The organism is Streptomyces sp. NPDC051217 (genome assembly GCF_044455465.1).
Classification (GTDB): domain Bacteria; phylum Actinomycetota; class Actinomycetes; order Streptomycetales; family Streptomycetaceae; genus Streptomyces.
On sequence record NZ_JBITEV010000017.1, the window covers coordinates 30,515 to 43,964 of the forward strand.

Sequence of the window (13,450 nt, forward strand, 5' to 3'; positions counted from 1 at the left end):
TCAACCGGTCCAGGACCCGCGCGCCAGCCGTACCGGCACCAGGGCGAATGCGACAGCGGCCACCACACACGCCGCGCACAGCAGAGGAATGTCCGTGTTCCCGTGGACGATGAGTGCCGCACCGGCCAGGGCACCCAGGAACATGGCCACCGCCGTCACGAACCGCACACCCGCCCTCGCCCCACCGCCACCCCCCAGACGGCCGTCCGCCGCGATACCGGTGATCGTCATCGTCAGAACCGTCGTGGTCAGATCTGGCACAGCCAGGGACCGCACCACCGCGTTCTGCGCGCCCATGGCCACCGCGAGCAGCACGATCAGCACCCACCGGACTCCGCCGTCGAACGGCGGATCCGCCACCCGGCTGGTCACCCACGCCGCCAACAGCAGCACGGTCTGCACCACAGTGACCGACAACAGCACCCTGCCACGATGCCTGGGCACCCGGTGGGCCAGCCGCCCCCCGCCCACCGCACCGGCGGCGAACGCCGCCAGCGCCAGAACGGATGCCACCACCGAGAAACCGGAAGCTCCCGCCAGAGCGAAGCCGAGGAAGACGATGTTGCCGGTCATGTTCGCCACGAAGACCCGGCCCAGAGCGAGATAGCTGAACGCGTCCACCAGACCGGTGACCACCGTCAGTACGAGCAACAGGGGTGGCAACGGGCCATGCCGGCCCGACAGGTCAGGAACCAGCACCTCCCGGATCTCACTCAAGGTTCTTCGCATCAACCGTGCCTCTCCCGATGCCGTCCCTGACAAATGCACGCGACCGGAGGGAACACGGGCAAGAAATTCCGGGCCGCCCACCGCAACACCCTGACGGACGCCGACCGACATGACCGGCTCCGACACGTGGCCGCCACCCTGGGTGACAGGCCGTCAGGGACTGCGGAGCGCCCGTGCCGTGCGGGGGGCCTGGGCGGCGACGCCGGCGATGCTCGACGTGATGAACGAAGCGCCGCCCAGCAGGTCTCCGACCACATGCACACGCGGGTCGGCAGGGACCGGCCCGCCGGACGGGTGGCGCGTGGCCAGACCCGCGCCCACCGGAGACCCGACCGGTTCAACTTGGTGCCGGGCCCGCCCCCGTCGTTCGGGTGAACGACGGACGGGTCTGCGTCGGCGGAGCGGGCGCCGGCAGGAAGCGTCGGTGATGCTGAGGGCGACTCAACCCCTGCCGTCCTCGAAGACCGCCCGCCTGCTCCGGGAGCCCGATCTGACGATCCTTTGTATTCTCTTCGCGCTGTTGGGAGCCGCGAGCAATGCGACGGGCACGGTGCTCCAGCGAAAAGCCGCCCTCGTGGTACCACGCGGCGACGCGTTCCGTTTCCGTCTCCTGCTGGACATGGTCCGCCAGCCCGTATGGCTGCTCGGCATCTGCGCTGTCGCCTGCGCGGCGTTCTTCCAGGCCCTCGCGCTCATCGAGGGACCGCTGTCTCTCGCCCAGCCCGTATTCATCCTTGAACTGCCATTCGCGCTGCTGATCGCCCTGCCCGTCCTGCACCGCTCCCTGCCACCGACGGGCTGGTACGCGATCGGCTGCCTGGTCGCCGGCCTCGCCCTGGCCGTGGCCGCCGCGGACCCCAGCCCCGGCACGACCCATGCCCCGATGGACTCGTGGATCATCGCCATCATTCTGTGCCTGGGCGCGATGGGACTCGCCGCGCTCCTCGCGACCCGCCTCCCGTCCGGCGCGGGCAGAGCCGCCCTCCTCGGAACGGCGGCCGCCGTCGGCAACGCACTGACCGCCGCATTGATCAAGTCCGCCGCCAACACCTTCTCGGAAGACGGCTTCGTCGCCTTCCTCGCCACCTGGCAGACCTACGGATTCATCGCGTGCGGAATCGCGGCGGTATTCCTCCTCGAGAACGCCCTCCAGGCCGGACCGATCGCCGCCTCACAGCCCGCCCTGACGATTGGCGACGCGACAGTCAGCCTCGTCCTCGGTATCGCGCTCTACTCCGAACACATCCGGACGGGCTGGTGGTTCCTCCCCCAACTCGGCGGCGTTGCCGTGATCGTCATCAGCACGGTCTACCTCTCCCGAGCCATCCCCCTCACCCGCGAAGTCTCCGGCTGAACAACGACCACCCCCATTTCAAGCGCGCCACGGCGCCCGCACTGGACGGCTTGGCCGCCGGTCACCCGGTCTGTCATCATGGGCGAAACGGAACTTCACTCCGAATCGATACGGATCATGGTTCCGGTCTGTCACGCGGAAGGAGCGTCGGCCGTGAGCAGCAGCGGTCAGGGTGCGGGAAGCGCGGTGGGGTCCAAGCGCAAGGATGCCCGGCGTAACCACCAGGCCCTGCTCGAAGCGGCCGCCGCCGTCTTCGTCACCTCGGGTGTGGAAGCGCCTGTACGCGACATCGCGGCCAAGGCCGGTGTCGGGATGGGTACGATCTACCGCCACTTTCCCACCCGGGCGGACCTCGTCATCGCCGTCTACCGGCATCAGGTCGACGCCTGCGCCGAAGCAGGGCCGGTCCTCCTGGCGAGCAGTCCGACGCCACACGCCGCCCTCGAACGGTGGGTCGATCTCTTCGTCGACTTCCTGGTCACCAAGCACGGCCTCGCAGCCGCGCTACAGACCGACAACGCCAGCTTCGAAACGCTGCACGCGTACTTCCTCGACCGTCTCCTGCCGGTGTGCACCCGGCTACTGGACGCTGCCGTCGCCTCCGGTGAGATCCGCTCCGGACTCGAAGCCCTCCAACTCATGCGCGGAATCGGCAACCTCTGTATCGGCGCCGACAGCGACCCCGGCTACGACGCGCGCCGCCTGGTCGCGCTTCTCGTCGCGGGACTACGCCAACCCTCCTGACCGGGCGGAGGATGTAGTGCCTCAGGGCGGAGGCCGCCGTGAGCCGCCTGCCCTCGGGCACGCCCGGCTCGCGGACCTGCCGACCGATGCTTTCGAAGGTCCGCGGTGTCACCGACGGCGAGGGGTCGCGGGACAGCCGCGCGATGGGTCCTGGTGCACATGATCGAGGAGACCGGACGGCACGCGGGCCACGCCGACATCCTCCGTGAGCAGGCCGACGGTTCCATCGGCCGCTGAAGGCCACGTCCGTGCCTGCCTTGACTGTCATAGGTGCGCATGCGCGCGCATGAGAGATGTCATGCGCACCCATGACAGACGGCACTGCCACCCACCCCGTGTCGACGGGAGTGTGGAGAGCATGGTCACAGCGATCGAAGCCGCCAGAGTGCGGCGCGGCTACCGGGGGGGGCGACACCGGCACCGTACGGGTGCGGAACCGGGACCGGAGATGCGGGCAGGACGGGAGAGCTGAAGGTGAGCGTGCACGACTGGGTGGAACGGCTCGGAGGCCCGAACGGCGCCGACCAGTACCGGCGCTCCGCGCTGGGCGGCGTGGGCTTCTTCGCCGTCTGCGAGACGGGGCTCTGGGCCCTCTGGGCGGCGACGACGGATACGGGCGCAGCCGTACGGGCATCCGTGGCCGCACTGGGCATCGCGCATGCCGCGATCCAGATCCTGCTGAGCCGCGCGGCCCTGCGCCGCTACCTCGCCGCCGGCCCACGGCCCGACGGTCTCGTGGTGGCGTACACGACTCTGACCGTGGCCATGGCGGCGCTGGGATGTGTACTGCTGTCGTCAGGTCGCATCGACGACCGCGCGCTGGTGTCCTACCTGCTGTGGCTGCTGATGTTCTTCTCCGGGCCCTCCGTCCTGGCCCTGCCGCCCAGCACCGGCGCGCTCCTCGCGGCGGCCGTCACGCTCGCGTCTCTGTCCGGTGCGGTGGCGGCGGGGCTGACAGGCTCGTTGCTGGCCGTCGTTATCGTCGCCACCGTGATCATCGTGCCGTTCATGGGCGTCGCGTTCCGGGCATCCGGCTGGGGCGTGCGGCTCGTCGAGGAGCTGGCCGCCGCACGTGAGACGCAGGCACGGCTGGCCGTCGCCGAGGAGCGTCTGCGTTTCGGCCGTGACCTGCACGATGTGCTGGGCCGGAACCTCGCGGTCGTGGCGTTCAAGAGTGAACTCGCGGTACAGCTCGCGCGGCGAGGCCGGCCGGAGGCGGTCGAACACATGGTGGAGGTGCAACGCATCGCGCAGGAGTCGCAGCGGGAGATCCGCTCGGTGGTGCGCGGGTACCGTACCGCCGACCTGCACACCGAACTCGCCGGAGCGCGCTCCGTCCTGGAGGCGGCGGGCATCAACTGCCGTATGGAGTACGGGGCGTCGGACCGCCTGCCCGACGCGGTGCAGGCGGCCCTCGGGTGGGTGGTCCGCGAGGCGACGACGAATGTGCTCCGCCACGCACAGGGCGCGTCGCGCTGCACCATGTCGCTGCGCGCCGCGGGTCCGGCCGCTGCCCTGCTGGTGATCGAGAACGACGGGGCGGCTGACGCGCTCTCCGCCACCAACACCGGCACCGGTCTGGCCGGCCTTCGGGAGCGTCTGAGCGCGCTCGGCGGCACACTGACGACCGAACGGAAACCGGGCGGGATCTTCCGCCTCACCGCGTACGTCCCGTGGGAGGAAAGCGAATGATCACGGTCCTGCTGGCGGACGACGAACATCTCATCCGGGGCGCGGTCGCCTCCCTCCTCACCCTGGAGGACGACATCACCGTCGTCGCGCAGGCCGGTACCGGCGACGAGGCCCTCGCCATGGCCGGGGCGCACCGCCCCGACGTCGCTGTTCTCGACCTCCAGATGCCCGAACCCGACGGCCTGACGGTCGCCGCGCGGCTGCGCGACTCCCTGCCCGGGTGCGCCTCGTTGATCGTCACCAGCCATGCCGGGGCCGGGGCCCTGAAGCGAGCGCTGAGCGTCGGCGTACGCGGCTTCGTACCCAAGACGCTGTCCGCGCACCGCCTCGCGCAGATCATCCGGACCGTCCACACCGGCGGCCGCTACATCGACCCGGAGCTCGCGGCCGACGCCATCACCGCGGGCGACTCGCCGCTGACGCCCCGTGAGACGGAAATCCTGGCGTACGCCGAGTACGGCGCGCCGGTCGCGGACATCGCCGCCCGCGCCTCGCTGTCCGTCGGGACCGTCCGCAACTACCTGTCGTCAGCCGCGATGAAGCTCGGTGCGCGGAACCGCCACGTCGCGGCTCGCCTCGCCCGCGAGAACGGCTGGCTCTGACTGGTCCGGTCGGTCCCGACGCCTCCCTCGCCCCTCGGAGACACCCCCTGCGGAGAGAGGGCCGCCGGCCAAGGGCGTGACGCGGTCACCCGGTCACCCGGTTACGCGGCCAAGAGGTCCACCAGCCTGTCGCGGACGCCGTCTCTGCCGTCCTCCGGGGCTGGCACCAGCCTCTCGCGGTGCTGCGGGTCCCGGGAAAGGACGTGCAGTCGCCCATCGTTCCGGGCCAGGATCAGGTCCGTGCTCGTGCCCGCCGTCTCGGCCGATCCCACCGCGGTGTACTCGGTCACGGTGACCAGCGCGGAACGCTCCGACCCGGTGAGTACGGCATCGGCGTCCGCCGACTGATCGGTGTCCGCCGACGGGCCCCGGGGAAGCCAGTCGGTGAGCGTACGGAGCGCCTCGTCGAGCTTGTAGAGGCCGATCTGGTGGACGCCGAGCGCGTCGATGCTGACCATCAGGCAGATCCGCTCGGGCTGGGGAAGCAGCAGGATCCGCCACGGCTCGCCCGGCTCCGTTCCGGTCGTACGGGCGTCGAGCACCTTCCTGGCCCGCTGCTGGAACGCGACGGCGATACCCAGGTCTCCCCGTACCTGGACCTCCTCGCCCGAGGAGCCCGCCAGGAGCAGTTGACGCGCGGCCAACGAGCGTACGGCCTCCGTGAGTTCGTCGTCCGACGGCCGTGCCTCCAGGAAGTCCACGATCGCGTCGACAGCGGTGAGTTCGGCGATGGTGTACGCGCCGAGCAGTACCGGCCCGGTGTTCACCAGATCCACCACGGCCGTGACCAGTCCCGGGGGAACGGACGCCTCGCCCGGCTCCGGCGCTGACGTCGGAGGAGTGCCGTTCTGATCCTCGCTCATGACGAACCTCCTGTCGGCCACCCGTCCGCGGCGGGCGCCGCCCGACTCTCACGGAGCACGGCGGCGGCGGTACGGGAGGGGGTCTGCGTCACCCATACGTCGGAGTTGCCGAAAAGGCCCCGTCCGGCCCTCGCGGACAGTGCCTGGCCCAGTTCGCCGGCCAGATCCGGCCGGTCGGGGGGGCGGGAACCGGGCGGCGAGTTCCTCGGACGCGGCCGTGACGTCGTCGTTGGCCTCGATCCGGCGCAGCGCCAGGGTGAGGGACCGCGCGATCGGCGGCGACAGGGACGTGGGCACCCCCAGGACCGGCGCGAGATACAGCGGGCGCCGCTCGGTCATCCGCGACAGACCCCAAGGCCCGACGTTACTGTCGGTGAGTTTGTACACCACGTAATCCATCAGGTGCCGCAGGTCGCTCGGACGCGGCAGCTTGGGCCCGCCGAACGCGGCCGGGGTCTTCTCCAGCTGTACCCACGTGCCCTGTGCGGTGCGGCCGTGCAGTTTCTCCCGTACGACCTGGCCGTGCATCCCGATGTCGGGGTAGAGCTTCTTGTCGATGTCTCGGTGGTGGCTGGAAAGCCTCGGATGGCTGCCCTGGGAGTGCCGCCACTTCTCGTACAGCCGCGGATCGTCCACCAGCACGTGGCCGCCGCGCAGCACGTCCCGGAGCTGCGGTACCTGGAGTCCGCGCGCCTCCAGATCGTCGAGAATCACCGCTTCCTCGGGGCTGAGACGTTCGGCGGCCTTGACCAGGCCTTTCCGGTACGACCCGGCCCGTGCGGTGATCTCGATCATGAGCCGCACTCTGGCGCGTACGAGTTCGGCCTGCCCGGCGAGGGCGGCATCGGAAGCCGCCTTGCCGGACCGCTCGGCGCGCGTGACGAACGCCCGCGTGTGCTTGGGCTTCATCTGGCCAGTACAGCACGAGGGGGAGGTACGCGCAGGGCAGGGCGCTGCCCATGGGGTCTGGGGGGGGCGGAGGACCCGTCGCCGCAAGGTCAGGCTCCTGTGGACGCGGGTTCCTTGTCGGCCGGAGCCGGGGTGCTCGCGGAGTCGTCCTGCTGGGACGCCGTGTAGTGGACGGTGGCGCCCTGCTTGGACCGTTCCACACGGCTGCGCGCGACCAGACGTTCCGTCGTGGTGCGCACGAGGTTGTCATTGATGTTGCGGTTCGGGTGCACGGCGGTGAGCGCCTTCGCGATCTCGGCGGCCGTACGCGGTTCCGACTGCTCCTTCAGGTACTCGTGGATCAGTTCGGTGAGGGGGGCGGCCTGCTTCCGGGCGGTCTTCCTGGCCGACGAACTCCTCGCCGGTGTGGGTGACTTCCTGCCGGTACGGCGCGTGGGTGCCTGAACCGTTCCGGTGTCGCCGAGTGCCGCGCGCACGCCTACGAGCAGTTCGTGGTCCTGCTCCAGACCGCTCAGCCGCGCCTGTAGAGAGGCGACTTCCGCACGGATACGCTCCTGCTCCACGGTATTGCGCTCAAGGTCGGCGGCGACTTGGTCCGCGTACTGGGTCTTGAGTGTGTTGTTCTCCTGCGTGCGCATGAGGGCTCCTCGGCTGGGGTGTTGGGAGTGGACTCTACCCATGTGCCCCAGTGGGACTGTGGTGTGAGTGACAGGGAACACAAGTGCGGCACACCCTCGCGGTGATGTCGACCTCGTCTGTTGGGCGGCCCGCGCGTACAGGACGGGCGGATCCCTGCGTCCGACCGCGATCCACCGTGGCCAACACATGTCTGCGCCTCGCGTTCTCACCTCACTCCCGGCCCTGCTGACGGGACGCTACCGCCCTGGGGGCTGTCGATCAGTGGCAGAGCCGGGAACACATGGTCCTCCCAGAGCAGACGAGAGGGCTCCTCCGGGTACGGCCCGACGGCCGGTTGTGTGTGGAAGAGTTGGGTCAGGCGTTCCGTGGTGTCGTACGCGGGCCAGCCGGGGTCGCCATGGGTGGCGAACGCCGTCCACGCGGCGCGCATACGGGTCGACAGCGCCTCCGCCTCCGGCGAAGGGTCGTCGCCGATCAGCCCCGCTGCTTGTCCGGCCTCCAGGTTGCCGAAGATGAGCGGCACGTCCAGGCCGTGGCAGGCCCCTAGCGCGCCGCCCATGCCCGGCGCGGGCCACGTCAGTTCGTAGACGTGGGCGCGGCCACCGCCCGCGAGCTGCGCGTGGGCGAGGTGGAGGGACGGCATGCGGAACAGCCAGTCCTCGTGGACCAGTTCGTACAGCTCGTTCGGGTCGGCCGACGGGAAAGCCTGGCGGTAGCGTCGTGGACCGTCGGGGCCAGGGGCGTACACCCGCAGGGCGGTCGAAGCCGCCTCCTCGGACACTTGGCCGAGCGTGCCGTCGATCAGGCCGAACAGCCGGTGTTCGTCGCGTGTGTGTCCCGCGACGAGTTCGATGTCCCGGCCGGAGCCGTCGGCCAGTGCCCGCCACGGAGTGACGGGAAGGACATCACCGTCGACCACAGGCGCGAACGGGATCTGCCGGTGCGCGGGACGCCCCCAACGCAGGACCCGCTGGGCAAGCTTGGCCGTAAGGGCGTCGCCCGCGCCGGAGAGTCGGATCGGGTCCACCGACGACAGGTCGGCCGTCGTTGGCCGCAGCCCCAGTTCGGAGGCGCAGGCGGTGGCGATGTCGGCGGCGAGTTCCGGCGAGAAGAAGGTGCCCGGCACGCTCTGCGCCACGGCCCGGCGGAAGAGCCTCTGCGCACGCCCCATCGCCATCAGCGCGGCGACAGACCCGCCGCCTGCCGACTGGCCGAAGACCGTGACCCGGTCCGGGTCGCCGCCGAAGGATCGGATGTTGTCGCGTACCCACTCCAGCGCGGCGACCTGGTCGAGCAGTCCCCTGTTGGCCGGTGCCCCGTCGATCTGGGCGAAGCCCTCGATCCCCACACGGTAGTTGAACGACACCAGTACGACGCTGCCCTCCCGCGCCAGGCGGCCGCCGTCGTATTCGGGCAGCCCGGACATGCCGATCACGTACGCGCCGCCCTGGATCCACACCATCACCGGGAGGCCCGCGCCCGGACCCGGCTCGGGCGACCAGACATTGACCGTCAGCCAGTCATGCCCGGCCGCTTGCCGGGCCCGCTCGTCCATCCCGAAGAACCCGGCCTGCGGTGGCGGAGGTCCGAACGCGAGCGCATGCCGTTTCCCGTCCCACCCCCGCGCCGCGCGCGGCGCGGCGAACCTCAACGCGCCAACGGGCGGTTCGGCGAACGGGATCCCCCGGAAGACGGCCAGGCTCCCCTCCCGGGAGCCGCGCACCAGCCCTGCCGCCGTGCGGACCACCGGATCGGACGGGGAGCCGGACGGCCGGGGCGCGGCAACGGACATGACAGCTACCTTTCGGAAAAAACGAGCCCGATCGAACGGCTCCATCGGCACGCGGGCGTGGAGCGCCGTCCCGGCATGCCGCTCCCGCGGATCGTCCCACCGAACCGGGGCGTGGGCGAACCGATTTGTTCGGGCGGCGAGGCGTCCATTTTTCTTGGGTGTGGGCCGCGGGGAGGGCTGTCGCGGGAAGCCTCAGGTGGAGGGCTCGGGAAGGACGACGACGGATTCCTGTTCGTTGGGATCGGTCCTGGCGATGATGGCGACGAGGTTCTCGGTCGTGCTGGCGTTGGCGGGCTGGTGAGGTACTCCGGCCGGGATGTAGACGAAGTCACCGGCTTCGATGGTGATGGTCTTCTTCAGACCCTGCCCGTAACGTCCTTCTGCGCGGCCGGAGATGACATAGATGGCCGATTCGTGGTCCTCGTGCAGGTGCGGGACTTCTTTGCCTCCCGGCGGGACGGTCAGCAGATGCATGCACAGCCCGCGGGAGCCGGCGGTCTTGCTCGATATGCCGGCGAACACGGGAAATCCTTGCTTGCTTTCGTAGGTGCCGGCGCCGGGGATGTGGACGATGTCGTCGTGTGCCGGACCGTTGGTGGTCTCCACCGCTTCTCCTTCTGTCGATGGGTCGCCCAACCCGCGGTATGGGGTCGGAACGTGTGGGGGCCGCGGGTACGGCCAGGTCAGCGGTACGGGGTGGGCCTCCAGCGACGTGAAGACGGTCACGCGCTCCTGGCCGGTGATACCCACGTAATTGAGCATGTGTGACAGCTCGGGCGCGGTGTCGCCGGCCAGCGCGTCCAAGGCCCGGAAGCAGGGCCCGGAGTCCAGCCCGGCCTCCTCGAAGACGGCTGCCACCACCGCGCGACCGGCCGCGTCGTGGCGGACGTTGGGCGAGAGCGGGAAGTACAGGGTGCTCGTGGCCGGCTCATCCTCGGCGCCGCGCAGGGTCAGGGTGGTGATGGGGGGTTTGGGGCTCAAGGGGGCCGATGCGGCGTGGCACGCTTCTTCGACCCGGCCACGACGGTGGCGGGATGCGACTCGCGCGGCCCGTTCCAGTCCGGCCGGATCGGCGTCCGCGTGCCGTAGGTAGACCTTCACCCGCGCCTCGGGCGTGGCCGCGAGATCGAGGGCGACGTAGACGAGCTCCTGGCCTTCGCCGTTCAGAGCCCCGTCGTGGTGCCGGTCCACCTTGTCCCACGCCTTCGCCAGGCCCAGCCGTCGCATGGCCTCCGCGACGAGATCCGGCGCCTCCCCAGCTCCTCGCGCCTGGGGGTTGAGGTACACCTTGAACATCGGCGTCCGGCCCGCCGCCCAGACCACCGAGTGGATCGCCGACCACTGCGGCGGCGAGCCTCGTGGCATGAACAAGTCCTCTACGGTCGCGTACCGCTCCAGGCAAACCCCCGTGTACTCCCGAAGCGACCGGGTCGCCTCCCGGGCGGCCAACTGTCTGCCCGCGGCTCCGGGCCGCTCCCCCAGTGCCTCCCACGTCGCACGGAGTTCAGGGCCGGAACCGCGCTGGAACCCCATCGACAACTCGATCGGAGCTCCGTCGTTGGAGGCCAGTGAGTGGTAGTCGAGACGAGTGGGGATCTCATGTCTCCCCCATGGTTCTGTGACCGCGCACAGCAGCTCCGCCTCTGCGTCGCCGAACGCGGGTCCTTCGGGTTCCAGCGCCGCGCACATGTTCCTGAGCCGCGCGAGGGCGAGTTCTGTGTATGACCGTTCGGTGACTCTTTCTCCGTCTGCCGCCACGCGTCGGTCGGGCAGGCCAGGCGGATACACCAGGAGATTTCTTTTCATGGCTGCATTCCTTGTCGAGGAATCGCGTCATCTTCTGTCTGGCTTCGAAGTCCGTCGCTGCCCTCTCAGTCTCAACATGGCGACGAGTAAAGTCAACACAGTGTCAGGTCAATCGACATCGCGTCAGGTGGCTCATCGGCCATCGCTATCGTGTGCGCATGAGCTCAGCGAACTCCTCGGCCGCCGGGGGCCCACGCAGCGGTAGTCGACGTCCCACACTCAGCAGAGGCGATCGCCAGGAGAGCGCGCTGCTCGACAGCGTCGAGGCGCTCCTGGTCACGAAGCCCCTGGAACGGATCACCATCGCGGACGTCGCCCAGCACACCGGGCTCTCCCGGCCGGCCGTGTACTTCTACTTCGCCAGCAAGGACGCTCTCGCCGAGACCGCGATCGCGCGCACCGTCGACGGCTTGATCGCGGCGGTCGAAGAGCGGGCCGCGAAGGTTCCGGACGAGTCCCTCGACGTCTGCATCGACGACCTCCTCACCATCGGCCTGGCCATGTGGCGCCGCAGCTCCCCCCTGCTCATCGCCGCCGTCGATCTGCTGGGCCGCCGGCCGGCTCTCCGCGAGATCTGGCAGGCGTATATGAACCGCTGCGCCGCCATCGTGGCCTCGGCGGTCGAACGCGACCGGGACCGGGGTGTCCTTCCTCGTAACGGTGACGCCCTCGCCATCGCCACTGCCGCGTGCTGGATGTTCGAGCGCAACTGCTACATGCTCTTCATGCGTGAGCACACCCGGTCGGATGAGGACGAGCTGATGGCGACCATCGCCATGATCTTCCGCCGGAGTCTGGGCGCCGAGGATCCGTGCCCCGCGTAGCCGGACCGCCCGTCATCACTCCGGCGATACTCACTGACGGTGTGTCGGAGACAGGGCCCCGCCGTTCCGTCGGGCGTTCCTCTCCCGGTACGTAACGGCACGTCAGCTGGGGTGGAACGGTCCCAGGCGTTCCGCACGTGGCTGAGTGTCTTGTCGCGCCGGGCCGGGCCCGCCAATGCTGGTGAGACGTTCAGCCGGCCACGAACAACGGGGAGCCCGACCAATGAACACGAACGCGATCCGCACCGCCGTCCTGACCGCGACGGTGACGGGCCTGACCCTCGCCTCGCTCGCCACCGCCACGGCCGCCGCTCCGCCGGCGCCCAAGTTCCTCAGCGCGGCGCAACTGCCCGCCGCCAGCACCCCGTGGACGGCCGAGCCCGTACAGAGGGGCCTCCCGGAGTACGGCTCCGTATGCACAGCCGGAGTCGTTCCCGCGAGCGGATCCTCCTACCGGGACTTCCGTACCGACCTGGACACCACCGGCCGCCAGACCACCACCGTCGCCGCCACCACCGCGAAGGCGAAGGCACTGGTGGCCAAGATCGACCAGCGGATCGCCGGATGCCTCGACCGGCTCGCGGCCGACGGCATCATCGGCGAGGCCTTCTACCACGGCAGGATCAATGTCGAAGAAGGGGCCGACGTCTACAACGTGGACACCTCCCACCCCGAGATCGGCACCGCCGACGCCCAGTTGATCTCCGTGGGCCGCGACGGCCGCACTGTCACGGTCCTGGAGATCGGCCACCTCGGCTGGACACTCTCCGAGGAACTGGACCCGTTCCGCGCCAGCACCCGCACCGCCGTCGCCAAGCTCTACTAAGGCGTGTCCGGCCCCCGGCCGGGTCCGGCAGGGCCGGGGGCGCACCATTTGCCGGCCGACCCCGTCCAGGACCGGCGCGAGTCCTGGTCGACGGGCCAGTCCCCGCGGCCGGACAGATCCAGCACGAGTGCGGCGATGTTCCACGCGTCGTGGTCGCCCCGGTGGTGGCGGCCCTCCAGCGGGAGGCCCGCCACCGCCAGCGCCTGGGCCATTCCGGGGCGTCGCCGCAGGCCGTAGGAGGCGGTGAAGGAGACCTTCGCGTTGGTGTGACGGCGGCCGAAGGGGTACTCCGTACCTGTCCGCCCGCACTGACGGGTGAACTGGTTACGGTCGTAGTCGCCCCAACTCGCCCAGGGCAGCAGCGCCGTTCGGTGCTGTGCGGCCAGTGCCCGGCATGCCTCGGCGAAAGACAGGCCCCCGTCCACCTCGGACCGCGTCAGCCCTGTCAGCTCCGTACAGAACGGGCTCACCTCCGACCGGGCCGGGCGTACCAGCAGCCGGTGCTTGGCGAGGCGTTCGCCCGCACGCAGGTCCACCACCGTAAGCCCGATCTCGATGATCTCGCTCGCCTGGCCGGGCGGCGGCTGTCCCTCCCAGCACGTCGCTTCGACATCGACCACGTTCAGCAGGTGCTCGCCCACGTCCATGAGGAGTGAGCCTAGGGAGCGCC

General features: G+C 70.0%; 13 protein-coding genes and 1 pseudogene. 7 read left to right on the forward strand and 7 right to left on the reverse strand.

Features of this window, described 5'->3' with window-relative positions:
- Window positions 1–729 (reverse strand): YoaK family protein, encoded by a 729-nt coding sequence (locus tag ACIBBB_RS30085; RefSeq protein ID WP_398987516.1) that lies wholly within the window; start codon window positions 727–729, stop codon window positions 1–3.
- Between the two features lie 490 nt (window positions 730–1,219).
- On the opposite strand from ACIBBB_RS30085, the gene ACIBBB_RS30090 reads away from it, so the two are divergent.
- The 5 genes and pseudogenes from ACIBBB_RS30090 to ACIBBB_RS30110 all read left to right on the forward strand — a co-directional run bounded on the left by ACIBBB_RS30090 (window position 1,220) and on the right by ACIBBB_RS30110 (window position 5,121).
- Window positions 1,220–2,083, forward strand: coding sequence for a DMT family transporter (locus tag ACIBBB_RS30090; protein WP_398987754.1), 864 nt, complete (start codon window positions 1,220–1,222; stop codon window positions 2,081–2,083).
- A 153-nt stretch (window positions 2,084–2,236) separates the two neighbouring features.
- Window positions 2,237–2,827 (forward strand): TetR/AcrR family transcriptional regulator, encoded by a 591-nt coding sequence (locus ACIBBB_RS30095; RefSeq protein ID WP_398987518.1) that lies wholly within the window; start codon window positions 2,237–2,239, stop codon window positions 2,825–2,827.
- 111 nt (window positions 2,828–2,938) lie between these two features.
- Window positions 2,939–3,064 (forward strand): annotated as a pseudogene (locus tag ACIBBB_RS30100) (DUF664 domain-containing protein); the annotation flags it as partial.
- Between the two features lie 237 nt (window positions 3,065–3,301).
- The gene (locus tag ACIBBB_RS30105) at window positions 3,302–4,519 is read left to right on the forward strand and encodes a sensor histidine kinase (protein WP_398987520.1); all 1,218 of its coding nucleotides are present in this window, start codon (window positions 3,302–3,304) and stop codon (window positions 4,517–4,519) included.
- The gene (locus tag ACIBBB_RS30110; protein WP_398987522.1) at window positions 4,516–5,121 is read left to right on the forward strand and encodes a DNA-binding response regulator; all 606 of its coding nucleotides are present in this window, start codon (window positions 4,516–4,518) and stop codon (window positions 5,119–5,121) included. Before ACIBBB_RS30105 ends, ACIBBB_RS30110 begins: the two co-directional genes overlap by 4 nt.
- Before the next feature lie 101 nt (window positions 5,122–5,222).
- On the opposite strand, the gene ACIBBB_RS30115 is transcribed toward ACIBBB_RS30110, so the two are convergent.
- The 5 genes from ACIBBB_RS30115 to ACIBBB_RS30135 form a co-directional block, all read right to left on the reverse strand.
- Window positions 5,223–5,984 (reverse strand): hypothetical protein, encoded by a 762-nt coding sequence (locus tag ACIBBB_RS30115; protein WP_398987524.1) that lies wholly within the window; start codon window positions 5,982–5,984, stop codon window positions 5,223–5,225.
- 48 nt (window positions 5,985–6,032) lie between these two features.
- On the reverse strand, window positions 6,033–6,893 hold the full coding sequence (locus tag ACIBBB_RS30120; protein WP_398987526.1) for a hypothetical protein: 861 nt from the start codon (window positions 6,891–6,893) through the stop codon (window positions 6,033–6,035).
- 89 nt (window positions 6,894–6,982) lie between these two features.
- Window positions 6,983–7,531, reverse strand: a complete 549-nt coding sequence (locus ACIBBB_RS30125) for a hypothetical protein (protein ID WP_398987528.1) — start codon at window positions 7,529–7,531, stop codon at window positions 6,983–6,985.
- A 206-nt stretch (window positions 7,532–7,737) separates the two neighbouring features.
- Window positions 7,738–9,324 carry a carboxylesterase/lipase family protein gene (locus tag ACIBBB_RS30130; RefSeq protein WP_398987530.1) on the reverse strand — a complete coding sequence of 529 codons (1,587 nt, stop codon included), beginning with the start codon at window positions 9,322–9,324 and terminating at the stop codon, window positions 7,738–7,740.
- Window positions 9,325–9,516: 192 nt separating this feature from the next.
- Window positions 9,517–11,130, reverse strand: a complete 1,614-nt coding sequence (locus ACIBBB_RS30135; protein WP_398987532.1) for a cupin domain-containing protein — start codon at window positions 11,128–11,130, stop codon at window positions 9,517–9,519.
- 158 nt (window positions 11,131–11,288) lie between these two features.
- Between ACIBBB_RS30135 and ACIBBB_RS30140 the strand changes: the two genes are divergently transcribed.
- Both ACIBBB_RS30140 and ACIBBB_RS30145 read left to right on the forward strand, forming a co-directional pair.
- Complete coding sequence (locus ACIBBB_RS30140) at window positions 11,289–11,954, forward strand: TetR/AcrR family transcriptional regulator (RefSeq protein ID WP_398987534.1); 666 nt, start codon at window positions 11,289–11,291, stop codon at window positions 11,952–11,954.
- Window positions 11,955–12,177: 223 nt separating this feature from the next.
- Window positions 12,178–12,780 carry a hypothetical protein gene (locus tag ACIBBB_RS30145; RefSeq protein ID WP_398987536.1) on the forward strand — a complete coding sequence of 201 codons (603 nt, stop codon included), beginning with the start codon at window positions 12,178–12,180 and terminating at the stop codon, window positions 12,778–12,780.
- Here ACIBBB_RS30145 and ACIBBB_RS30150 read toward each other — a convergent pair.
- A complete protein-coding gene (locus ACIBBB_RS30150) occupies window positions 12,777–13,427 on the reverse strand; it encodes an exonuclease domain-containing protein (protein WP_398987539.1) in 651 nt (216 codons plus the stop codon). The genes ACIBBB_RS30145 and ACIBBB_RS30150 overlap by 4 nt on opposite strands.
- Between the last annotated feature and the right edge of the window lie 23 nt (window positions 13,428–13,450).